We start from the raw sequence: 20,415 nt of genomic DNA on the forward strand, positions 1-20,415 counted from the left end.
GCGACCACTATATCTATGGTCCGGGCGGGTCGTCACTACGATAGAAGCGTTCGATGAAAAACAGGCCCTGCCCGGGCCCGCGCGCGGCGCTTGGCCCGAAACGGGGGCGCTGCTAGGCTGTTGGAAGAACAGTCCGGGAGGGGTCCATGGCATTGAAATATCTCCATACAATGGTGCGGGTGAAGGACCTCGACGCCTCGATGGCGTTCTACCGGCTGCTCGGGCTCGAAGAGACCCGGCGCTGGGACAACGAGGGCGGGCGTTTCACGCTTGTATTCATGGCACCGCCAGGCCAGCCCGACTGCCCGCTGGAGCTGACCTGGAACTGGGACGGCGACGACGCTCTCCCCTCCGACAGCCGCCATTTCGGCCATCTCGCCTACGAGACCGACGACATCTACGCGCTCTGCGCCCATCTGCAGGCCAACGGGGTGACGATCAACCGGCCGCCGCGCGACGGGCACATGGCCTTCGTGCGCTCGCCCGACAACGTCTCGGTCGAGCTTCTGCAGGCCGGCAAGGCCCTGCCGCCCCAGGAGCCCTGGGCGAGCATGGCCAATACCGGACACTGGTGAGTCTCCGGCTTGCCTCCGCGCTGATCGCGCTGGCGGCGCCGGCCGAGGCCGGCTGCCGGCTTGCGCTCGTGCTCGCGCTCGACGTCTCGGCGTCGGTCGACACGATCGAGGACGGGTTGCAGCGCCAGGGCCTCGCGCGGGTGTTGCGGCTGCCCGAGATCGAGGCGGCCTTTCTCGCCATTCCCGACCGGCCCGTGGCGCTCACCGCCTTCGAATGGAGCGGGCGCTACCAGCAGGACATGCTGCTCGACTGGCGGCTGATCGAAACGCCCGAAGACCTCGCCGCCGCCGCCACCGCCATTGGCACCAGCAAGCGCGGCCGCAACGACATGCCGACCGCGCTCGGCTACGCGCTCGGCTTCGCCTCCGGACTGTTCCGCGAGGGTCCGGAGTGCGACAGCCGGAAGATCGACGTCTCCGGCGACGGCCGCAACAACGAGGGCTTCCCACCCGACAGCGCCTACGACGCCTTCCCGTTCGAGCGGATCACGGTGAACGGGCTTGCGATCGGCAGCAGCGACCGAGAGATGGCGAATTATTACCGGCGCGACCTGATCCGCGGGCCGGGCGCTTTCGTCATCGAGGCGAAGAACTTCGCGGATTTCGAACGCGCGATGCGGCTCAAGCTGCTGCGCGAACTCGAGGGCCCGGTGATCGGCATGGCCGGGCCCGCCGCGCCATGAGACCGCGGCGCGGATGGTCGTGAAAGGAGGACCGCGATGAAGGCACCCGCAATGATCGTCGCGGCGCTCGCGCTGGCCGGATCGGCGGGCCCGGCGGTCTCAGGTTGCAGGCTCGGCCTCGCGCTCGGTCTCGACATTTCCGCCTCGATCGACGCGGGCGAATACCGGCTGCAGCGCGAAGGCCTGGCGCGGGCGCTGCTCTCGCCTTCGGTCGAGCGCCTGTTCTTCGCCTCCGGCGACTACTGGGTGGCGATCGCCGTCTACGAATGGAGCGCGAGGCGCCCCGAGCAGGTTCTCATCGACTGGACGCCGGCCCGGACCCGCACGGATCTCGTGCGGGCCGCCGACAGGATCGTCACCGCCCCCTACGGCGACACGATTTATCCCACGGCGCTCGGCCAGGCGCTCGGCTTCGGCTCGATCCTCCTGCGCCGCGCGCCGGACTGCGCGCGCCACACGCTCGACATCTCGGGCGACGGCAGGAACAACCACAGCTACCCGCCCCGAACCGCCTATCGCGAGTTCCCGTTCGACGGCGTCACGGTCAACGGCCTCGCGATCCTTGGCGCCGAACCCGACATCGCGGCCTACTACCACGACGAGGTGCTGCATGGTCCCGGTGCCTTCGTCGAGATCGCGGACGATTTTCGCGACTTCGAGCGGGCGATGCGGCGCAAGCTCGAACGCGAGCTTGGCGCGCCTGAAATCACCATGACGCTCGACCACCCGCGACCGGACGTCGGAGGCTGACCGGTGATCCGCGCGCTCGCCCTCGCCGTCCTCTGCAGCTTACCGCCCGCAGCCGAGGCGGGATGCCGCCAGGCGCTGGCAATCGGCCTCGACGTCTCCGGCTCGGTCGACGCGCGGGAATTCCTGCTCCAGGTCCGCGGCCTCGCCGCCGCGCTCCACGCCGCGCCGGTGCGGGCACTTCTGCTCGAGGCCCCCGAGACGCCGGTCGCGCTTGCGGTCTACGACTGGTCGGGCAGCGCCGACCAGCGGCTGATCCTGCCCTGGACCGAGATCCGCGATGCCGCCACGCTGGAGAGCGTCGCGGCGACGATCGCGGCGACGAACCGCGTCCCGCGTTCCCCCGCCACCGGCGTCGGTGCGGCGCTGGCCTATGGCGACCGCCTGCTCGCCCAGCGCCCGGACTGCTGGCGGGCGGTCCTCGACCTGACCGGCGACGGGCTCAACAATTCCGGGACGCAGCCGCGCGACCTGCGCCTGCCCGAGCGGATGCCGCCGGCGACCGTGAATGCTCTGGTGATCGGGGTCCATTCCGATGAGGGCGGCGAGCCCGGCATCGCCGAACTGACCGCCTGGTTCGCCACGGAAGTGATCCGCGGTCCGGATGCCTTCGTCGAGACCGCGCTCGGCTTCGACGACTTCCAGGCGGCGATGGAGCGCAAGCTGGTGAAGGAGCTATCCGGTCTCAGGATCGGCGCCGCCGACGCCGCGCGACGCTCCGCCCGACGCCGCTGACGCTTCGGCTGACGCCGCGCGGCACCGTGCGGCGTTGGCGGCGCTTCGGCGGACGGCGTGGCGCTCCGGTCGAAGCCGGCGGTGCCTCGGTGGACGGCAGGCGGCGCGACGCTCTGGTCGAGGCCGGCGGCGCTTCGGCTGACGGCGCATGGTGCGGTTTTCTGGTCGAAGTCGGCAACTGGGCGGCGACCCGGAATCGGCGCGTCGTCAGGCGCGCGACGCGCTGCAAGCCCGAACCCAGCGCTCGCCACACCCCGCCGGCCGGTCGCCGCGACCGGCGGCGTGCCGCAACCGCTTCCATGAACCAGACACTAGCGCCGGCCAAGCCCCTGTCAGTAGATGTAGCGGATCTGGTCGATCCAGAACCGCTCCACCCGCCGCAACAGCGCATTCACCTCCTCAGAGCTCTTGAAGCCCATCACGCTGCGCGCCTCCAGAAGCTCCGCATGGCGCTCGAAGAGGCCAGCCACCGCGTCGCGCACGACCTGCCCCTTATCCGTGAGGCGCACCCGCACCGAGCGGCGGTCGATCTCGCAGCGTTCGTGATGCATGTAGCCGGCCTCGACCAGCTTCTTCAGGTTGTAGCTGACATTCGAGCCCTGGTAATAGCCGCGGCTCTTCAACTCACCCGCCGTCACCTCGTTCTCGCCGACGTTGAACAGCAAGAGCGCCTGCACGGCATTGACCTCGAGGATGCCGAGGCGCTCGAACTCGTCCTTGATCACGTCGAGCAGGAGCCGGTGCAGCCGTTCGATGAGACCGAGGGTCTCCAGATAATCCGCGATCGGCCCCTGACGGGGCCGATCGTCAACCGTCGCATGAAGCGTCATCTTGATCTCCGCCGTTGTCTGCGCTCGGCGGCAGATTGGGCGGAAAGGACAAAATTTCGGTTAAGACCGATGCGTGGCCTCAGCTCCGCACCCGCGGGCCGCGCGCGAAGGCGGTGATTTCGGCGATCAGCCCCGCAAAACGCTCCGGCGCCGGGGCGGCGCCGGTTACCCACGGGTAGATATCCTGGTCGTTCTCGGCCAGGAGCGCGTCGTAGAGCGCGAGCCGTTCTGCGGGCATCGTGGCGAGATGGGCATCGGCATAGGGGCCGAGGACCAGATCCATCTCCTTGGTGCCACGCCGCCAGGAGCGCATCGCCATGCGCTTCAGGCGGGCTTCCGGGGTCTCGCTCACGCGGCCTTGCCGGCCGCGCCCTGGCGCAGCTTCTTCTCGAGCCGGCCGAGCCGCCCGGTCATCGCGCTCATCGCGGCGCGGAGTTCACGGATCTCGGCCAGGACGCCCTTGACCTGAGCCGCCTCCGTGTCCGTTTCGCCCGGCCCTTCGATGCCGTCGCCTTCGCCGGTCAGGAGCCACATCAGCGACACGCCGAGCATCCCGGCGAGCATCTGCAACCGATTGGCGCGCGGCTCCTTGGCATCGGCCTCCCAGTGCTCGATGACCCGGGTCTTCACGCCGAGCCGCTGGGCGAGATCGGCCTGGCTGAGACCGGAGGCCTCGCGCGCAGCGGCCAGACGGTCGCCAAAGGTGGCGGCGTCGTCGCTGAACCATTTCTCGTTGGCGTCTGCAGATTTCTCTAGCGTGTCGGTGTTCATCAGCTCTCCTTTTAAAGTCGCTTGTGGTGAACGAGGTCGCAATCTAAGACATGCAGCCGGTAATTTCAAACCGGAGTCCCCCCATGCCGTTCATTTCCGACACCCTGGCCCGCGTCAAACCGTCGCCGACCATCGCAGTGACCACCAAGGCGCAGGAACTGAAGGCCGCCGGGCGCGACGTGATCGGCCTTGGCGCGGGCGAGCCGGATTTCGATACGCCCGAGAACATCAAGGCCGCCGGAAAGCGCGCAATCGATGCAGGCAAGACCAAATACACCGCCGTCGACGGCATTCCGGAACTGAAACAGGCGATCTGTGCCAAGTTCGAACGCGAAAACGGCCTCAGCTACAAGCCGAACCAGATCACCGTCGGCACCGGCGGCAAGCAGACGCTTTACAATGCGCTGATGGCGACGCTCAATCCGGGCGATGAGGTGATCATCCCCGCGCCCTACTGGGTCAGCTATCCCGACATGGTGCTTCTGGCAGGCGGCACTCCCGTCGCCGTCGAATGCGGGATCGACAGCAATTTCAAACTGACGCCGGAAAAGCTCGCCGCCGCGATCACGCCGAAGACCAAATGGTTCATCTTCAACTCACCCTCGAACCCGACCGGTGCGGGCTATACCCGCGACGAGTTGAAGGGGCTGACCGATGTGCTGATGAAGCACCCGCATGTCTGGGTGATGTCGGACGACATGTACGAACATCTCGTCTTTGACGATTTCGAATTCGTGAGCCCCGCACAGGTGGAACCCGGCCTTTACGACCGGACGCTGACCTGCAACGGCGTCTCCAAGGCCTATGCGATGACCGGCTGGCGGATCGGCTATGCCGCGGGCCCGGTGCAACTGATCAAGGCGATGGGCACGATCCAGTCGCAGTCGACCTCCAACCCCTGCTCGGTCGCGCAATTTGCCGCCGTCGAGGCGCTGAACGGGCCGCAGGACTTTCTGGCCGAGAACGTAATGACCTTCCAGCGTCGCCGCGACCTCGTCGTCTCGATGCTGAACCAGGCCAAGGGCGTCACCTGCCCGCGCCCCGAGGGCGCCTTCTACGTCTATCCCGACATCTCGGGCTGCATCGGCAAGACCTCGGCCGGAGGCGCCGTGATCACCGACGACGAGGCCTTCGCGACGGCACTGCTTGAGGAAACCGGCGTCGCCGTCGTATTCGGCGCGGCCTTCGGTCTTTCGCCCAACTTCCGGGTCAGCTACGCTACCTCCGACGCGGCGCTCGAAGAGGCCTGCCGCCGGATTCAGGCGTTCTGCGCCGGCTTGCGCTGAGGAACCGATATGCCGGGCGTTCTGCCGGACCTCTACTTCCGCATCAGGGAAAACGGCGCGGCGGTGTTCCGGGTCGACAAGGAAAACCGCCAGCGGCGGATCGAGATGGAGCAGATCGCCGTCGTCAACGTCAAGAACGGCGAGATCAAGCCGCAGAGCGAGCGCAAACTCTCGGACGCCGACATGACGGCGATCCGCGACTGGCTGAGGTCGCGCCAGGAGTTGCTCGCCCGGCGCGACATCGACGACATCCACCGCTCGATCGACCATCTCAACCTCACCGCGCAATGGGCGCAATCGAAGGCGAGCGCCGAGCAGCTCGACGCGGTTACGGACGCGCTTTTGCTCGCAATGCACGACCTGCGCTCGGTCCTCGTGCGCAAGAAGTCGGAACGGCTGGCGCAGGCCGAAGCGCGGCCTGCGCGAAACAACGGCTAAAGGCGCCGGCTCCGCCTTCAGGCGGCCCCCTCCGAGCGGCCGCCCCACCGGCGCCAGAACCGCGCCATCAGGAGCGCCGCCGCGACCGCGAGCCCGACGACAAGCCCGAGCCAGAGCCCGACCCCGCCGAGCCCGAGCGGGAAGGCGAGCACATAGCTCGCCGGAATGCCGATCAGCCAGTAGCTGACCGAGGCGATCAGCATCGGCACCCGAGTGTCCTGCACCCCGCGCAGAAGGCCGAGCGCCATGACCTGCGCGGCATCCGCCAGCTGGAACAGCGCGGCAACCACCAGAAGCGCCGTGGCGTAGGCGACGATCGCCCCGGCCTGGGGCTCGGACGGGTCAAGGAAAGCCCGGATCAGCGGCCCCGGCAGCGCCAGGAACAGCACGACCACCAGCGCCGCGAAGACCAGCGACATCGCGATCGCGGCCAGGGCGCCGTCCCTCAGCCCCGGCCCGTCGTCCCGGCCGAGCGCCCGTCCCGCGCGCACCGTCGCCGCGTTCGAGAGGCCGAGATGGACCATGAAGGTGACCGCCGCGATCTCCTGCGCGATGCCGTGCGCGGCAAGCTCCATCGTGCCGATCCAGCCCATCATCAGCGAGGCCGCGACGAAGAGCCCGCCCTCGAAGAGCCCGGTCAGACCGATCGGCCAGCCAAGCCGGTAGACCTGAACGAAGGCCGGCCAGTCGGGCCGCCAGAACCGCTGGAACAGGTGGAACCGGCGTGCGGCCGGATGGGCCGCCGCATAGACGCCCATCACCACCAGCGTGAGCGCCTGGGTTCCGACCGAGGCGATGGCCGCGCCGCGGATACCAAGCTCCGGCGCGCCCCAGTTGCCGAAGATCAGCATCCAGTTGAGCACCGCGTTGAGCACGACGCCCGCGACCGTCGCCCAGAGCACGATCCCGGCGCGCTCAAGCGCCGACAGGAAGCTCCGCAACGCGGCGACGAGCAGCGCCGGGATCATGCCGAGGCCGGCGATCCGGAGGTAATCCTGCGCCAGCGCCGCCACCGTGTCGTCCTGGCCCAGCGCCAGAAGGATAGGCCCCGACCACCACATCACCGGCAGGACCGCGATGCCGAAGAGCGCCGACAGCCATAGACCCATGCGCGTGTCGCGCCGAACCTGGGTCTCGTCGCCGCGACCGAGCGCCGCCGCCACCATCGGCATCACCGCCTGCGCGAACCCCGCGCCGAGGATGAACAGGATGAAGAAGGTCGAGGCACCGAGCACGACGGCGGCAAGCTCGGTCACGCCGTACCAGCCCAGCATCACCGTGTCGGTGACGTGAAGCGCCATCTGCGCGAGGTTCGAACCGACAAGCGGCAGCCCCAGCGCAAGAAGCGCCCGCCCATGCGCGCCGTATGTCCTCCGCCCTGTCATCCGCGAGCCTTACGCCCGCGGCCCGTCGAGGTCCAGTCTTGCCCGGTCAGTCCCGCGCGGGCGCGCCCGGCAGGCGCAGTTCGTCCGGGACCGGCGGGCGGCCGACCAGCGCCTGCACGGCGCTCGGATCGCGGTCCGGAATCCGCCGGAATCCGGCGCGTTCGGAGATCCTGCGGATCGCCTCGTTGGTCTTGAGATAGATGATCCAGATCTCCCAGACCCCGCGCAGCCGGCTTTCCCGGAGCGCTTTGTCGAACAGCGCCGCCCCGATCCCGGCGCGGCGGTTCTCCTCCTCGACCGAGAGCGCGATCTCGGCCACAGGGCGATGGCCCGCGCGGATATGGACCTCGGCGATGCCGCAAAGCTGGTGGCCGCGGGCGGCGTCGACGACGACCGTGGGTCCGGTGGTCGCGGCATAGCGCGCCACGGCCGCGTCCGACGACCAGGTGAGGAACCTCTGGAGCCGCGATTCCTGGTCGAGCCGCAGCAGATGGACGGCAAGCCGCTCGCGCCAGCTCGGATCCCCCGGCGGGTGCGCGGTCAGGACAAGGCCGGATGACACTGGTCCGGGCATCGGTCACATCCGTTTCTGCGCGCGCAATGCTGCATCGCAGAAACAAGGTGGGGCATGTGGCGCGGAAATGGAATACCCAGTCCCCGCAAAAGCGGTCAGACCGGCCATGCGGCTCCGGCATGGCGCGGCCGGATCGCCGCCTCAGGCGTCCGTCGGCGTATCGTCCTTCCGGCCCGCCCCGTTCGCGGACCGCCGCAGATCGGGATGCAGCGCGGCGCCGAGGATATGCTCGGAACCGCGCACGACATGGCTCGCCCGGCCGACGATAAGCGGGTCCGGCGCGGTCACGACTTCGGGATCCTTGCCGGGATAGTCCAGCGAGGCGAGGAAATGGCGCATGCAATTGAGCCGCGCCCGCTTCTTGTCGTTCGACTTGACAATCGTCCAGGGCGCGTCGGCGGTATCGGTGTAGAAGAACATCGCCTCCTTCGCCTCGGTATAGTCGTCCCACTTGCCCAAGGAGGCCATGTCGATCGGCGACAGCTTCCAGCGCTTCAGGGGATCGGTCTCGCGGCTCGTGAAGCGGTGGCGCTGTTCGGTCCTTGTGACCGAGAACCAGTATTTGTAGAGCCGGATCCCCGAGCGCACGAGCATCCGCTCCAGCTCCGGCGCCTGGCGCATGAATTCGAGATATTCGGTCGGCGAGCAGAACCCCATCACCCGCTCGACGCCGGCGCGGTTGTACCAGGAGCGGTCGTAGAAGACCATTTCGCCTGCGGTCGGCAGATGCTCGACATAACGCTGGAAGAACCACTGGCCCTTCTCGTTCTCCGACGGCTTGTTCAGCGCCACGACCCGAGCGAAGCGGGGATTGAGATGCTCCATGAACCGCTTGATCGTGCCGCCCTTGCCGGCCGCGTCGCGGCCCTCGAACAGGATCACGAACTTCTGCCCGGTCTCCTGCGCCCATTTCTGGACCTTCAGCAGTTCGGCCTGCAACCGCGCCTTCTCGGCCTCGTAGGTCTTGCGCGCCATCTTGCGCGAATAGGGATAGCGGCCGCTCTCGAAGGCATGGCGGATCGCGTCGGCATCAACGACCGGGAAAGTCTTCGGCCCACGGGCGCGGATGGCGCTTCCGGCACCGTCGGCTTTCTCCACCGCCTCGGGCTCGGCTTCGGTCGTCGTGGCCTCCGCGACCGGCGACGCGATGTCCTCGGCCGCGGATATCACCTCATCCACGACCTCCACCACCACTTCGGTTGCGTCCGAAGACCGATCTGCCATAGCTCCACCCTCCTCCACGTTCGGCAGATGAATCTTGCCCGAAAACCCGCCCTCCGGCCTTGATTCGCATCAAATCAAGCCCTCTTTGCCGCAAAGATCCCGAAGCCAAAGGGGCTACCGCCCGTGCCCGCTTCGCGTTAGCGATAGAGGGACATCGATCGCGGAGGGAACCATGCTGACCATCTACGGCGTCTATCGCAGCCGCGCCTCGCGCAACTTCTGGCTCCTGGCGGAGCTCGGCATGGAGTTCGAGCATGTCCCGGTGATCCAGGGCTACCGCCTGCCCGATCCCGAGGCGGAAGACGCGCCCTTCAACACGCTCTCGCCCGGCTTTCTCTCGGTCAGCCCGGCGGGCGCGGTGCCGGTCCTCAAGGACGGGGACTTCGTGCTGTCGGAATCGCTCGCGATGAACCTCTACCTCGCCCGCAAGGCCGGCGGGCCGCTCGCGCCTTCGGACGCGCGAGAAAACGCGCTCATGGAGCAATGGGCGCTCTACGGCGCGACCTCGGTCGAGTCCCATGCGCTCGCCATCATGTACGCCCATGCCGAGGGCCGCGCGAAGACGCCCGAGGGCGAGGCCGAGATCGCGGCCGAGACGGCGCGGCTCCGCCGCCCGCTCGGCGTGCTCAATTCACACCTGCGGGAACACGGCCACATGGTCGGCGGCCGCTTCACGGTGGCCGACATCAACATGGCCGAGATCCTGCGCTACGCCCAGTCCGAGCCGGGCCTCATCCCCGCCTACCCTGCCATCGCCGCCTGGCTGGCCACCTGCCATGCCCGCCCCGCCTTCAAGGAGATGTGGGAGCGGCGGCTGGCGGAGCCGGCCTGAGGCCAGACCCCCGGCAGGAGCCTCGAGCCGGCATCGGGCTCAGGCAGGCACGCGCAGGCGCCGGCACGCGCAGGCGCCGGCACGCCCCGGTTTTGGTGCAACGTGCCCGCCGTGGTACACTTTTCAGGTCAATATCCCTGAAGGGAGGATGCAACCATGCGATTGCACCTCTTCACGCAGCTTCGCCTGCTCTGCCTGGCCGTTCTCTTGCCAAGCTTGGCGGTCGCGCAGGATCTGGTACCGCTCGCCAGTTCCGGCGACATGCCGGCCCTGAAGGCGGCCTTGCCCGAAGGCTCCAAGCCCGATCCCGACATGCTGGTCAAACCGCTCTACTTTGCGGCCCAGCGCGGACAGGACGAGGCTGTGAGCTACCTCTTGTCCGTGGGAGCCGAACCAGACTCCGCGACGGATTTCGGCACCGCGCTCGGGATTGCCGCCCGCAACAACCACACCGGGATCGTCGCCGCCCTGCTGGCAGCCGGGGCCGATCCGAACCTGCCCGGCGGCGAATACGGAATGATGCCGCTCCATCAGGCCGCCGAGCGCGGAGCTATCGAGGCCGCCCGCCTGTTGCTCGAAAATGGCGCCGACGTGAATGCGGGGACGGCTCGCTTGGGCTGGCCCGCAATTCAGTTTGCCGGGTCGAAGGACCAAGCCGAGATGGTCGCGTTCCTGCGAGACATGGGCGCCGGTCCGGCACCTGTCGAGGCCCTGAAGCCGGGGGAACTCGAAGCGGCCGACCCCGAGGAAGGGCGCGTGCTGGCGATCGAGTGTGGCGGCTGCCACGGCATGACGCCGGGTGAAGCTGGCTCGGGGCAACATCCTGGCCCCAACCTCGTCGGCGTCGTCGACCGTGCCAAGGCGTCTGCCGATGGCTTCCCGTATTCCAAGGAGATGCAAGCGCAGACGGGAAGCTGGACCCCCGAAGAGCTCAACGTCTTTCTGGCCGATCCGCACAATGTCGTACCCGGGACTACGATGACCGGCGGGCGCCAGCCGGATCGCGCCGCGCGAGTCGCCATAATCGCGCACCTCGTTCATCTCGCGCCCTAGCGACGGGTGAATCGCGACGGACGGCCACGGCGCAAAGTTACACGCCGAAACAGTTCGGCTCCCGGCAACGCCTGCCGGCGCCCGGTTTCCGCCTACCGCAGCGCCTCCGGAACCTCGCAGACCGGGATCGGCACCATCTTGTGCCGGTTGGCGGCATTCAGTCGCCGGTAGATCGCCAGCACCTCGGCCTGCCGTCCTGTCAGCGCGCCCGCGTCGCCCTCGAACGCCATCGCCCATTCGAGCTCGGGATAGCTCGCGCCGATCTGGTCCTCGTCGGTGCGGCTGTCGCCCCAGAGCCCGTCCGTCGGCGGCGCCTTGAGGATCGCCTCGCCCACGCCGAGCGCGCGGCCGATCTCGTAGACCTCCGACTTGGTGAGATCGGCGATCGGGCTCAGGTCGACGCCGCCATCGCCGTACTTGGTGAAGAAGCCGATGCCGAAATCCTCGACCTTGTTGCCGGTGCCGACGACGAGCGCGCCGTGGAGCCCCGCGAGGTAGTAGAGCGTGGTCATCCTCAGCCGCGCCCGCGTGTTCACCAGCGCCATGTCGCGCGCCGCCCCCTCGGGCTCGCCCGGCAGCGCGGCGACGAGACCGTCGAAGACCGGCGTCAGTTCGACCTCCTGTCCGGCGACGCCCGCATGGCGCGTCTTCAGCGCCGCGATATGCTCGCGCGCCCGGCTGACCTGCTCGCGACCCTGGTGAATCGGCATCTCGACCACCAGCGTCGGCAACCCGGTCCGCGCCGCGAGCGCCGAGGAGACGGCGGAATCGATGCCGCCCGAGACCCCGACGACGAAGCCCCTGGTCCCCGCCTTCGCGCAGTAGTCCGCAAGCCAGCCGGTGATGTGGTCGATGACCGCGTCCGTCTTCATGTGCCCGTTCCCGCTCGTGTCCGCCGTTGCCGCCCGACCCTATCAGGCCGGCGCAGCAAGGCCATCCCCTTCCGCCGCTCAAACGGGCCTGAACAACGACATCGACCAACGCCAAGCCCCCCCGAATGGCCCCTGCCCTTCGCGACCTCGGCGTCGAGATATTCCGCGGCAGCACCTTCCTGCCCGCAAACGCTCCGCGGAGGAGGTCTTGAGTGCAAATGCTTGGCACGCGGCGGCCTGCTCGCCACCTGACATGCGCGGCCCGCCGGCTGGGTGACGTGGGAACAGCGGCTCGCCGACCCGGCACGGCTTTCAATCGCGCCGGCAGGGGCGCGCGGTCCGGCGGCGGCTGTCGGCCCGTTCACTGCCTGATGCCGCATCGGACGTGCGGTTGCCGGAGACTAATCTTCGTTGGTCTTAGCCATGGTCGACACGAGCGAGAACGCCGCCCGCAAGGACGGCGTTCCCCGGTGCCGCGCTGGCGTCATGCCCATCCAAGCTGCTTCAGGGAATGGACGTCGTTCCAGATCTTGGTCATTCGCGCGATCTTGTCGCCTTCGAATTCCATGACATAGGCGTATTCGGCCGCCACCGCCCTGCCGGTCGGGGGCATCGGCCCGCCCTCTCCGGTTTGCGTTCCCTTGAAGACCGAGGTCGCCGTCACGATGTTGCGATCATGATCGGTCGAGAAGGACTTGAGCTCGTAGTGGCCGTCCGGGATCGGGGTCAATAGGCCCGCCGTCCAGCCGGTATAGCCTTCAAGCGTCGCAACGTCGGCCAGCGCATCTGCCTGGCACGAAAAAGCGGCCCCCTCGTGACAGTATTTCTTGCACACCTCCCAGCCCTTGCCGGTCTCACAGGCGTCAAAGAATGCCATCGCGGTTTCCGATATCGTCATCTTGGTGCCCCCCAGTGCTGTTGAGTGCTCGTTTCGGTTCGTTACCTCGCATGAAGGCCTGCCCAGCAACCAAATTATAAAACAAAAATTTTAAAACATCCACCTTGCCGCCTCGCAGACCTTACCCTACCCGCGCAAGGCCCCCATGACCACGTCGTAAAGATTTGGTATCATGCGCTTTTTCTCGTAATGTCGGCCGTAGAGCACGGCGCCGTGGACACAGAAAACGACAAAGCTCGCAAGCACCGCCGGGTCCTTGTCCGGGCCGATGTCTCCGTCCCTCTGGGCGTTGATCAAGGCCGTTTCGATCAGCGATTCGAGCTCGGAGCAGAACGCACCGATCTCCTGCACGGCGTCCGGGCCGATCACATGTTTCTGCGACAGATGGTTCATCATCAGGCAGCCCTTGTACTCGGACCTCGCCGCGCCGGTCATGACACTTCCGATGAACGCCTCGACACCGGCGATATTGGGATTGTCGCGGAGCATTTCGTACCGCGGCTTGATGACGTGGCCGCGATAGTGCTTGAGCGTTTCGAGAAACAGCCCGTCCTTGTCTACGAACTCCTTGTACATGCTGGCGGTGTTCAGACCGGTTTCGCGGACGATGTCCCCAACCGAGGTCGCCTTGTAGCCGTCTCGCCAGAACATACCCATGGCGGTTTCGACGACCGCAGCGCGCGAGTATTTCCTGGGTCTGCCCATCTTGTTATTTTAAAACGTCCACTAAAAAACCTCAATGACCAGGCTACGGCAGGCAAGGCGAAGCACTACCCTCCAGCCCGTCGTGACACCGGGGGCTTACGGTCGCTTCGTCCTGCACGGCAGATGCTCCGCCCCCCCTCAACCCGGCCTTCGCGCGATGAAGTCGATCAGCGCCGAGCGTCCCGAATGGCCCTTGCCCTCGTCGACCTCGGCGTCGAAATCCTCCGCCCTGAGCACCTCCCAGCCCGCAAAAGCGTCCCGCAGAAGGTCGAGCGTATACATGTTCGCGGGATCCGGCGGCCCGCCGGTGCCGTAGCCAACCTGGCGCGGCGCGTAGCCGTGCAGGAGCAGGAGCCCACCCGGCCGCACCGCGCCACGGATCCGCTCGAAAAGCGCCGCCCGTTCATCCGGCCCGACGAACTGGATGAAGATGCCGGCGACGACGTCATAGGCCTCCGACCAGTCCCAGTCCTCGATCCCTGCGCGATGGAAGTCCACCGTGACGCCCCGCGCCGCCGCGAGTCGCTCCGCCTTGGCGAGCGCGTTCGGCGCCGGCTCGAACGCCGTGACGCGCATCCCCTGTTGCGCCAGCCAGACCGAGTTCCGCCCCTCTCCATCGGCGATCGAGAGCACCCGCTCCCCCGCTTTCAGCCAGGGCGCGGCACGGCGCAGGAAATCCGCCGGCGCGGTGCCGAAAAGGTAGTCATCCCCCTGATATCGTTCGTTCCACATGGCCCCTCCTTGGTGGCTCTCCCGCCGCCACCCCCCATATTTCGCGCCACCACGCCCGTTTCGCAAGCCCGACCCCGCTTGCCCCGCCCGCCCCCACATGGTCTAATCGCCCCCCAATCAAGACCGACAGAGCAGTCCTCATGGCCGACGACCTCCTCGCCGCACGGGCGGACGACTACAACGCCGATTCCATCGAAGTCCTCGAAGGGCTCGAACCGGTGCGCAAGCGCCCCGGCATGTATATCGGCGGCACCGACGAACGTGCGCTCCATCACCTCGTCGCCGAGGTGCTCGACAACTCGATGGACGAGGCGGTGGCCGGCCACGCCAACCGGATCGAGGTCGAGCTTCACGCCGACCACGCCATCACCATCCGCGACAACGGCCGCGGCATCCCGATCGACCCGCATCCGAAATTCCCCGGCAAGTCGGCCCTGGAGGTCATCCTCTGCACGCTCCACGCCGGCGGCAAGTTCTCCGGCAAGGCCTACCAGACCTCCGGCGGCCTCCACGGCGTCGGCGCCTCGGTCGTGAACGCGCTCTCCGACTCGATGGTGGTCGAGGTCGCCCGCAACAAGGAGCTCTTCGAACAGCGCTTCTCGCGCGGCGTGCCCCTCGGCCCGGTGCAAAAGATCGGCGCCGCCCCCAACCGCCGCGGCACCACCGTCACCTTCCACGCCGATGAGGAAATCTTCGGTCACCACCGCTTCAAGCCCGCCCGTCTCTTCAAGATGGTGCGCTCCAAGGCCTATCTCTTCTCCGGCGTCGAGATCCGCTGGAAGACCGCCATCGACGACGGCGAGACGCCGGCCGAGGCGACCTTCCACTTCCCCGGCGGCCTCGCCGACTATCTCCACGAGCAGATGAACGGCTCCACGACCTATGCCGACCGCCCCTTCGCCGGCAAGGTCGGCTTTCAGGAGAAGTACGGCGAGCCCGGCTCGGTCGAATGGGCGATCAACTGGACGCCGTCCCGCGACGGTTTCATCCAGTCCTATTGCAACACCGTGCCGACACCCGAGGGCGGCACCCACGAGGCCGGCTTCTGGGCCGCGATCCTGAAGGGCATCCGCGCCTATGGCGAGCTCGTCAACAACAAGAAGGCCGCGCAGATCACCCGCGACGACCTCCTCACGGGGGGCTGCGCGCTGGTCAGCTGCTTCATCCGCGACCCCGCCTTCGTCGGCCAGACCAAGGACCGGCTCTCGACCGAGGCCGCCGCCAAGATGACCGAGGGCGCCGTCCGCGACCATTTCGACAACTGGCTCGCCGCCGACACCAAGTCGGCCGGCGCGATCCTCGACTTCCTCGTCCTGCGCGCCGAGGAGCGCCTCCGCCGCCGGCAGGAGAAGGAGACCGCGCGCAAGTCCGCCACCAAGAAGTTGCGCCTCCCGGGCAAGCTCGTCGACTGCTCCGCCACCAACCGCGAGGGCACCGAGCTCTTCATCGTCGAGGGCGACTCGGCCGGCGGCTCCGCCAAGATGGCGCGCGACCGCAAGACCCAAGCGCTCCTGCCCCTGCGCGGCAAGATCCTCAACGTCCTCGGGGCGGCGTCGTCGAAGCTCGGCACCAACCAGGAGATCTCCGACCTGACGCAGGCCCTCGGCTGCGGTCTCGGGACGAAGTTCAACGTCGACGACCTGCGCTACGACAAGGTCATCATCATGACTGACGCCGATGTCGACGGCGCCCATATCGCCTCGCTGCTGATGACCTTCTTCTTCACCCAGATGCGGCCGATGATCGACAAGGGCCACCTCTACCTCGCCTGCCCGCCGCTCTACCGGCTGACGCAGGGGGCGCGGCGCATCTACGTCGCCGACGATGCCGAGAAGGAACGGATGCTCGCCAAGGGCCTCGGCGGCAAGGGTAAGATCGACGTCCAGCGCTTCAAGGGTCTGGGAGAGATGGACGCCAAGGACCTCAAGGACACCACCATGAACCCCGCGACCCGAAAACTGATCCGGGTCTCGATCCACGACGAGGTGCCGGGCGAGACCGGCGACCTCGTCGAGCGGCTGATGGGCAAGAAGCCGGAACTGCGGTTCCAGTTCATCAGCGAGAACGCGCGGTTCGTGGAGGAGTTGGATGTTTAAGAGTGTGTAGTGGAAGTGACTACGAGGCTCGGTTTGCTGATTTCGCAGACGAGAGGCTATTCGCCTACTGCTGCTATTGCGGTGACCGTCGCGCGACCAAGCGAACTACACTGGATCACGTTCCAAGCCGATCATTGCTTGATGAACCTCTGCCGGGTCACTTTCCAATGGTCCGAGTATGCATAGATTGCAATCGCGATCAGTCTGAAGCAGAAACATATTTCTATGCCATACTCTCAGCCGTACTGAGCGGGAGCCATCGACCAGAGGACCAGATTCTTCCGATCGGAGAACGCGTTCTTAGAAGCGACAAGTCACTGCGCAGAAGAATATTTGAAGCCAAGAACATCGCTCCTGACGGCTCATTAATATGGAACGTCGATCACGAACTGATTGGGCAAGTTCTTACTGCTTATGCACGGGGGCACATCTTTCTCGAAACGGGAGAACTCGCCCTTGATAAGCCAGCAAGAGTAGTATTTAAGCCGTTAGCCACTATGGGGCAAGACGAACGGACGGCATTCCTTGAAGTTCAGAATGACGTATTTCCCGAGCTGGGCTCCCGCTTATTCATTACACTCTTTGATCCACAGGACGAACGTCGACAATTGCTGGACGCAAATGGTTTCTTTGTAATTCAGCCTAACACTTATCAATACAAAGTTGTTTTGCGTAACGGTCAAATTGGAATCAGGTCTATAGTACGAAACTTTCTAGCGACCGAGGTTAGTTGGTAGCGAACGAGAGAAATCGTTGGGTGGCTCCGCGCAGTCGCGCGGGTTTAACCACCATTCCTCCGGGCTAAGTACACACAACGGCTCCAAGTTATCGCTCCGCCTCCCCTCTTGCCCGATTTGTCCCGCGACAAATCGGGCCGCGCCTGCCTGCCCCCGGCAGGCGCGTTACCGCGCCCGCCCAGGCAGCCGCGCCCCGATTTCCAACCGGCAGCCCAAGCCGATCCTCCCTTGGCCTCCGCCTCGCGGCTCCGGCCAATCGGACCGGGGAAAGGTCCACCGGACCTTTCCCTTCCGGTCCTCCGGCGCTATAGCTGAGGCCACTGTTTTCAATCGAGTTTTTGGGGAGGCGCGGATGTCGGCTTGTGTCGCGGGTGCATCGAAGAGCGTCTCGCCCGAACCGCGCCCCGGATTCAGCCGGAGCCTCCGCCTGCGGGCGGTTCTCTTCGTCGGCCTGTCACTTCTGATCGGTTCCGCCGAACAGGTCGCCGCGCAGACTGACGACCGGTATTCGGAATGCGCCCGCCTTCTCGAGACCGAACCGCTCAACCAGTTCGGCGCGCAGTCAGAATCCCGAGACTTCTCGATCCTGTCGAAGAATGGCGCGGCCAACGCACTGATCGGCGTTCAATGCTCCCGCGACCAGATTTACAACTATTTCGTAGACAGCGGTTGGATCTTCCGAAGTGAGAGCAACATGCTCTTGACGACAAATATCGGGACCTATGACTATAAAATCTCGTTTTGCTATCCACCGAAATTTCTGACGCGCTTGCTGACCGGACGGTGCTCGGTTTTCGCGGCTGTCGTGAGCCTCAACGAGCATGTCGTGAACTTCTACATGCACGGGTCAAAATAGCCGCACGCGCAAGCTGTGCGCCGGCGCAGGGACCCGGCCCATGGGTGCCCCCCCGCCCGTGCCCTTTCGCCTCACCCCCTCGACGCCCGCCCTTGGCGTCCCTACCTCGGGAGGAACCGGAAAGGAGGCCCCCATGTCCTACACCATCGACCGTCTGATCCCCGGCGTCAGCATCGACGAGGCTGACGAACGCACACGCTCCGCCCTCGCCGGCAAGGGCTTCGGTGTCCTGACCGAGATCGACGTCGCCGCCACGATGAAGAAGAAACTCGACCGCGACATGGCCCCCTACCGCATCCTCGGCGCCTGCAATCCGGGCATGGCCTGGGAGGCGGTCGGGATGGAGCCGCGGGTCGGCGCGATGCTGCCCTGCAACGTCATCCTGCGCGCCGTCGAGGGCGGCGTCGAGGTCAGCGCCATCGACCCCGTCGCCTCGATGCAGGCCATCGACAACGACAAGCTGACGGCCGTCGCCGGCGAGGTCCGCGACATGCTGAAATCCGTCGTCGCGGCGATCTGAGGGAGGTCCCGCATGGACCCGGTCACCGGCGGATGCCTTTGCGGCGCGGTGCGCCTCAGCGCGACAGGCGCCCCCCACCGGGTCGGCCTCTGTCACTGTCTCGACTGCCGCAAGCATCACGGCGCGCTCTTTCACGCCTCCGCGATCTTCCCCGCAGACGCGGTGACCATCGAGGGCGAGACGCGCGACTACAAGGGCCGGCACTTCTGCCCCCTGTGCGGCTCCTCGGTCTTCGGGCGAAGCGGCGACGAGGTCGAGGTCAACCTCGGCACGCTCGACGCGCCGGACCAGTTCCGGCCGAGCTACGAGCTCTGGACCATCCGCCGCGAGGCCTGGCTGCCGCCCTTCCCGCTCGCGCGCCACTACGACCGCGACCGCGAGAGCGCGGGCCGCTCCGAGCCGTGAGGGCACCCCGCGGTCCGGTCCGCCGCCCCGCTATTTCTTCAAGAGCGTCGCCCCGGTCTCGGTCCTGAGGATCTTGCCATCCTTGAGCGTGTGGACGCCCATCACCGCCTCGCTGGTGCCGTCGGGGAAATCCATCACCGAATGCTCGACGAGGATGTCGTCGTTCTCGTAGATCAGCCGCTGATCGCGGATCGCCATCTTGTCGCTTGCCATCATCCGCCGGACCATCTCGGCCATCGCGGCCTTGTCCATCGTCTCGCCGCTCTGGTGGCGGACGAAGGTGAAGTCGTCGTGGAGATGGTTGATGTAGGTCTCCGCGTCGCGGGCCTCCATCGCCTTGTCGAGCGTCTGGTAGAGTGCCATCGCGTCCTCCTGTCCTGAGCCGATGCCACAGGATGCCCCTCGGCGGGCCTCGGGGCAAGGCCGGCGCGGATCCGCGGTGTCGGTACGGTTGCCCGACGCCTGCCATACGGAAAGCAGACGCGTGGCAGCCGAGGTCCCGCGCCGGCGCTGCGGTCAGCTCATTCGACCTTGGTCATCAACGGCACGCCCTCCTGGCTCACCTGGATGAGCAGGATCGTCACCGGATCGGACGCGCTTTCGTTGCGGGCAACCATCGCGGTGTCCATAGGTTCGGCCGTAAAGTCACCGGCCGAGAGCGTCGCCGGATCCTGGCCATCCACCTCGACGGTGATCTGGCCATCCAGCACATAGACGAAGACCGGCCCGCCATGCGTATGGCGCTCGCCTGTCCAGCCCCCGGCAAAGGTCACGCGCTGGATCGCGATCGCCTGCCCCTCGGCACCCGGCAGCGGGGTGTTGGTGAGTTCCACCCGCTCGCCCGGGGTATAGGCCTCGCCGGTTTCCTGGGCGAGGGCCACGGTTCCGATCATGATCGTCGCGCCTGCAAGCAGCATCAGTTTCATCGACTGTCCTCCCTGAAAGAGTTCGCGCTGAGGATACGTAGCGCCGACAGTCCACGTGCAAAGCCGCGCGTCCGTTGCCGACCCTATTAACGCAGCCGGGCAGACCTTATCACAAACGCGCGGATTCTCCGAGGATGGCAGGAAACATGCTTCGACACCGGGCCGCGTTTTCGTGCCTTGAGCGCCAAACCACTGATCTTCTTGGGGAGATGGTGGGCGACCCTGGATCGCCTTCCAGACTGGTAAACCATTGAGAAGGCTGCAACCGCTTGGCGAACAAGTTGTAGTTTGTCCCACCCGTGTGCCCCACTTTGACGCCGACTGCAATCTATGATCTCAGGAAGACGGAGCGGGTACCGGACCCGCTACCATTCTTCTAAGCCATCGACCCGCCAAGGCCCGCGAGTGCGAGGTGCTCATGCCCCGCCCCACCTGAGTGGTCCGTTTTGAGTGTTAGTGCATGATCGGCCTTTGGTCTATCGGGACGATGGTTTCAGGAGCCGGCGGACGGTAGCCCAGAGCACTGTGTGGTCGC

The 20,415-nt window shown here is 66.5% G+C and carries 25 protein-coding genes; 13 read left to right on the top strand and 12 right to left on the bottom strand.

Going from position 1 to position 20,415, the window contains the following annotated elements; genetic code table 11:
- Positions 1-146 precede the first annotated feature (146 nt).
- Genes OM960_RS10105 through OM960_RS10120 form a run of 4 tightly spaced genes read left to right on the top strand, consistent with a single transcriptional unit; the run spans position 147 to position 2,740 of the window.
- Positions 147-575: a VOC family protein gene (locus OM960_RS10105; protein ID WP_264771864.1), complete on the top strand. Its 429-nt coding sequence runs from the start codon at positions 147-149 to the stop codon at positions 573-575.
- On the top strand, positions 572-1,258 hold the full coding sequence (locus tag OM960_RS10110) for a DUF1194 domain-containing protein (protein ID WP_317852822.1): 687 nt from the start codon (positions 572-574) through the stop codon (positions 1,256-1,258). Before OM960_RS10105 ends, OM960_RS10110 begins: the two co-directional genes overlap by 4 nt.
- A 36-nt stretch (positions 1,259-1,294) precedes the next feature.
- Positions 1,295-2,008, top strand: a complete 714-nt coding sequence (locus tag OM960_RS10115) for a DUF1194 domain-containing protein (RefSeq protein ID WP_264771865.1) — start codon at positions 1,295-1,297, stop codon at positions 2,006-2,008.
- Positions 2,009-2,011: 3 nt separating this feature from the next.
- A complete protein-coding gene (locus OM960_RS10120; RefSeq protein ID WP_264771866.1) occupies positions 2,012-2,740 on the top strand; it encodes a DUF1194 domain-containing protein in 729 nt (242 codons plus the stop codon).
- A 332-nt stretch (positions 2,741-3,072) separates the two neighbouring features.
- Here the strand turns inward: OM960_RS10120 and OM960_RS10125 are convergent, their stop codons facing one another.
- The 3 genes from OM960_RS10125 to OM960_RS10135 form a co-directional block, all read right to left on the bottom strand.
- Positions 3,073-3,570 carry a MarR family winged helix-turn-helix transcriptional regulator gene (locus OM960_RS10125; RefSeq protein WP_263334315.1) on the bottom strand — a complete coding sequence of 166 codons (498 nt, stop codon included), beginning with the start codon at positions 3,568-3,570 and terminating at the stop codon, positions 3,073-3,075.
- A gap of 79 nt (positions 3,571-3,649) precedes the next feature.
- Positions 3,650-3,889 carry a succinate dehydrogenase assembly factor 2 gene (locus tag OM960_RS10130; protein ID WP_290428626.1) on the bottom strand — a complete coding sequence of 80 codons (240 nt, stop codon included), beginning with the start codon at positions 3,887-3,889 and terminating at the stop codon, positions 3,650-3,652.
- 29 nt (positions 3,890-3,918) lie between these two features.
- The gene (locus tag OM960_RS10135) at positions 3,919-4,341 is read right to left on the bottom strand and encodes a helix-turn-helix domain-containing protein (protein WP_263334311.1); all 423 of its coding nucleotides are present in this window, start codon (positions 4,339-4,341) and stop codon (positions 3,919-3,921) included.
- Positions 4,342-4,424: 83 nt separating this feature from the next.
- Between OM960_RS10135 and OM960_RS10140 the strand changes: the two genes are divergently transcribed.
- Both OM960_RS10140 and OM960_RS10145 read left to right on the top strand, forming a co-directional pair.
- Complete coding sequence (locus tag OM960_RS10140) at positions 4,425-5,627, top strand: pyridoxal phosphate-dependent aminotransferase (protein ID WP_264771867.1); 1,203 nt, start codon at positions 4,425-4,427, stop codon at positions 5,625-5,627.
- Between the two features lie 9 nt (positions 5,628-5,636).
- Entirely contained in the window at positions 5,637-6,065 is a 429-nt protein-coding gene (locus OM960_RS10145; protein ID WP_264771868.1) for a hypothetical protein, read from the top strand.
- A 17-nt stretch (positions 6,066-6,082) separates the two neighbouring features.
- On the opposite strand, the gene OM960_RS10150 is transcribed toward OM960_RS10145, so the two are convergent.
- The 3 genes from OM960_RS10150 to ppk2 all read right to left on the bottom strand — a co-directional run bounded on the left by OM960_RS10150 (position 6,083) and on the right by ppk2 (position 9,248).
- Positions 6,083-7,450: an MATE family efflux transporter gene (locus OM960_RS10150; protein WP_264771869.1), complete on the bottom strand. Its 1,368-nt coding sequence runs from the start codon at positions 7,448-7,450 to the stop codon at positions 6,083-6,085.
- Positions 7,451-7,496: 46 nt separating this feature from the next.
- On the bottom strand, positions 7,497-8,024 hold the full coding sequence (locus OM960_RS10155; protein ID WP_263334305.1) for a GNAT family N-acetyltransferase: 528 nt from the start codon (positions 8,022-8,024) through the stop codon (positions 7,497-7,499).
- A 141-nt stretch (positions 8,025-8,165) separates the two neighbouring features.
- On the bottom strand, positions 8,166-9,248 hold the full coding sequence (gene ppk2, locus OM960_RS10160) for a polyphosphate kinase 2 (RefSeq protein WP_263334303.1): 1,083 nt from the start codon (positions 9,246-9,248) through the stop codon (positions 8,166-8,168).
- A gap of 172 nt (positions 9,249-9,420) precedes the next feature.
- Here ppk2 and OM960_RS10165 point away from each other — a divergent pair, with 172 nt between their 5' ends.
- A complete protein-coding gene (locus OM960_RS10165; protein WP_264771870.1) occupies positions 9,421-10,080 on the top strand; it encodes a glutathione S-transferase family protein in 660 nt (219 codons plus the stop codon).
- 162 nt (positions 10,081-10,242) lie between these two features.
- On the top strand, positions 10,243-11,133 hold the full coding sequence (locus tag OM960_RS10170) for an ankyrin repeat domain-containing protein (RefSeq protein ID WP_264771871.1): 891 nt from the start codon (positions 10,243-10,245) through the stop codon (positions 11,131-11,133).
- A gap of 92 nt (positions 11,134-11,225) precedes the next feature.
- Here OM960_RS10170 and nadE read toward each other — a convergent pair whose 3' ends face one another.
- The 4 genes from nadE to OM960_RS10190 form a co-directional block, all read right to left on the bottom strand.
- The gene (gene nadE / locus OM960_RS10175) at positions 11,226-12,005 is read right to left on the bottom strand and encodes an NAD(+) synthase (protein WP_263334298.1); all 780 of its coding nucleotides are present in this window, start codon (positions 12,003-12,005) and stop codon (positions 11,226-11,228) included.
- A 484-nt stretch (positions 12,006-12,489) separates the two neighbouring features.
- Complete coding sequence (locus OM960_RS10180; protein WP_354003552.1) at positions 12,490-12,882, bottom strand: ester cyclase; 393 nt, start codon at positions 12,880-12,882, stop codon at positions 12,490-12,492.
- Positions 12,883-13,029: 147 nt separating this feature from the next.
- Positions 13,030-13,608, bottom strand: coding sequence for a TetR/AcrR family transcriptional regulator (locus OM960_RS10185; protein WP_264771873.1), 579 nt, complete (start codon positions 13,606-13,608; stop codon positions 13,030-13,032).
- Positions 13,609-13,746: 138 nt separating this feature from the next.
- Complete coding sequence (locus OM960_RS10190; protein ID WP_264771874.1) at positions 13,747-14,340, bottom strand: SAM-dependent methyltransferase; 594 nt, start codon at positions 14,338-14,340, stop codon at positions 13,747-13,749.
- Between the two features lie 140 nt (positions 14,341-14,480).
- On the opposite strand from OM960_RS10190, the gene parE reads away from it, so the two are divergent.
- The 5 genes from parE to OM960_RS10215 all read left to right on the top strand — a co-directional run bounded on the left by parE (position 14,481) and on the right by OM960_RS10215 (position 18,954).
- A complete protein-coding gene (gene parE / locus OM960_RS10195) occupies positions 14,481-16,436 on the top strand; it encodes a DNA topoisomerase IV subunit B (protein WP_264771875.1) in 1,956 nt (651 codons plus the stop codon).
- Positions 16,437-16,570: 134 nt separating this feature from the next.
- A complete protein-coding gene (locus OM960_RS10200) occupies positions 16,571-17,173 on the top strand; it encodes a hypothetical protein (RefSeq protein ID WP_264771876.1) in 603 nt (200 codons plus the stop codon).
- 352 nt (positions 17,174-17,525) lie between these two features.
- Positions 17,526-18,029 carry a hypothetical protein gene (locus OM960_RS10205; protein WP_264771877.1) on the top strand — a complete coding sequence of 168 codons (504 nt, stop codon included), beginning with the start codon at positions 17,526-17,528 and terminating at the stop codon, positions 18,027-18,029.
- 133 nt (positions 18,030-18,162) lie between these two features.
- Entirely contained in the window at positions 18,163-18,549 is a 387-nt protein-coding gene (locus tag OM960_RS10210) for a DUF302 domain-containing protein (protein ID WP_264771878.1), read from the top strand.
- Between the two features lie 12 nt (positions 18,550-18,561).
- Positions 18,562-18,954 (top strand): GFA family protein, encoded by a 393-nt coding sequence (locus tag OM960_RS10215; protein ID WP_264771879.1) that lies wholly within the window; start codon positions 18,562-18,564, stop codon positions 18,952-18,954.
- A 30-nt stretch (positions 18,955-18,984) separates the two neighbouring features.
- Here the strand turns inward: OM960_RS10215 and OM960_RS10220 are convergent, their stop codons facing one another.
- Positions 18,985-19,317, bottom strand: a complete 333-nt coding sequence (locus OM960_RS10220) for a nuclear transport factor 2 family protein (protein ID WP_264771880.1) — start codon at positions 19,315-19,317, stop codon at positions 18,985-18,987.
- Between the two features lie 158 nt (positions 19,318-19,475).
- Positions 19,476-19,880: a cupin domain-containing protein gene (locus tag OM960_RS10225; RefSeq protein WP_263334278.1), complete on the bottom strand. Its 405-nt coding sequence runs from the start codon at positions 19,878-19,880 to the stop codon at positions 19,476-19,478.
- Positions 19,881-20,415 lie beyond the last annotated feature (535 nt).

The sequence above is a fragment of the Defluviimonas salinarum genome (assembly GCF_026013545.1).
Lineage (GTDB): Bacteria > Pseudomonadota > Alphaproteobacteria > Rhodobacterales > Rhodobacteraceae > Albidovulum > Albidovulum salinarum.

Coding starts and splice junctions, on each gene's coding strand:
- OM960_RS10135 (WP_263334311.1), bottom strand. CDS start 4,341: ATGAACACCGACACGCTAGAGAAATCTGCAGACGCCAACGAGAAATGG.
- OM960_RS10150 (WP_264771869.1), bottom strand. CDS start 7,450: ATGACAGGGCGGAGGACATACGGCGCGCATGGGCGGGCGCTTCTTGCG.
- OM960_RS10215 (WP_264771879.1), top strand. CDS start 18,562: ATGGACCCGGTCACCGGCGGATGCCTTTGCGGCGCGGTGCGCCTCAGC.
- OM960_RS10125 (WP_263334315.1), bottom strand. CDS start 3,570: ATGACGCTTCATGCGACGGTTGACGATCGGCCCCGTCAGGGGCCGATC.
- OM960_RS10180 (WP_354003552.1), bottom strand. CDS start 12,882: ATGGCATTCTTTGACGCCTGTGAGACCGGCAAGGGCTGGGAGGTGTGC.
- OM960_RS10115 (WP_264771865.1), top strand. CDS start 1,295: ATGAAGGCACCCGCAATGATCGTCGCGGCGCTCGCGCTGGCCGGATCG.
- parE (WP_264771875.1), top strand. CDS start 14,481: ATGGCCGACGACCTCCTCGCCGCACGGGCGGACGACTACAACGCCGAT.
- nadE (WP_263334298.1), bottom strand. CDS start 12,005: ATGAAGACGGACGCGGTCATCGACCACATCACCGGCTGGCTTGCGGAC.
- OM960_RS10225 (WP_263334278.1), bottom strand. CDS start 19,880: ATGAAACTGATGCTGCTTGCAGGCGCGACGATCATGATCGGAACCGTG.
- OM960_RS10130 (WP_290428626.1), bottom strand. CDS start 3,889: ATGGCGATGCGCTCCTGGCGGCGTGGCACCAAGGAGATGGATCTGGTC.
- OM960_RS10190 (WP_264771874.1), bottom strand. CDS start 14,340: ATGTGGAACGAACGATATCAGGGGGATGACTACCTTTTCGGCACCGCG.
- OM960_RS10220 (WP_264771880.1), bottom strand. CDS start 19,317: ATGGCACTCTACCAGACGCTCGACAAGGCGATGGAGGCCCGCGACGCG.
- OM960_RS10210 (WP_264771878.1), top strand. CDS start 18,163: ATGTCCTACACCATCGACCGTCTGATCCCCGGCGTCAGCATCGACGAG.
- OM960_RS10165 (WP_264771870.1), top strand. CDS start 9,421: ATGCTGACCATCTACGGCGTCTATCGCAGCCGCGCCTCGCGCAACTTC.
- OM960_RS10155 (WP_263334305.1), bottom strand. CDS start 8,024: ATGCCCGGACCAGTGTCATCCGGCCTTGTCCTGACCGCGCACCCGCCG.
- OM960_RS10185 (WP_264771873.1), bottom strand. CDS start 13,608: ATGGGCAGACCCAGGAAATACTCGCGCGCTGCGGTCGTCGAAACCGCC.
- OM960_RS10140 (WP_264771867.1), top strand. CDS start 4,425: ATGCCGTTCATTTCCGACACCCTGGCCCGCGTCAAACCGTCGCCGACC.
- OM960_RS10145 (WP_264771868.1), top strand. CDS start 5,637: ATGCCGGGCGTTCTGCCGGACCTCTACTTCCGCATCAGGGAAAACGGC.
- OM960_RS10105 (WP_264771864.1), top strand. CDS start 147: ATGGCATTGAAATATCTCCATACAATGGTGCGGGTGAAGGACCTCGAC.
- ppk2 (WP_263334303.1), bottom strand. CDS start 9,248: ATGGCAGATCGGTCTTCGGACGCAACCGAAGTGGTGGTGGAGGTCGTG.
- OM960_RS10205 (WP_264771877.1), top strand. CDS start 17,526: ATGTCGGCTTGTGTCGCGGGTGCATCGAAGAGCGTCTCGCCCGAACCG.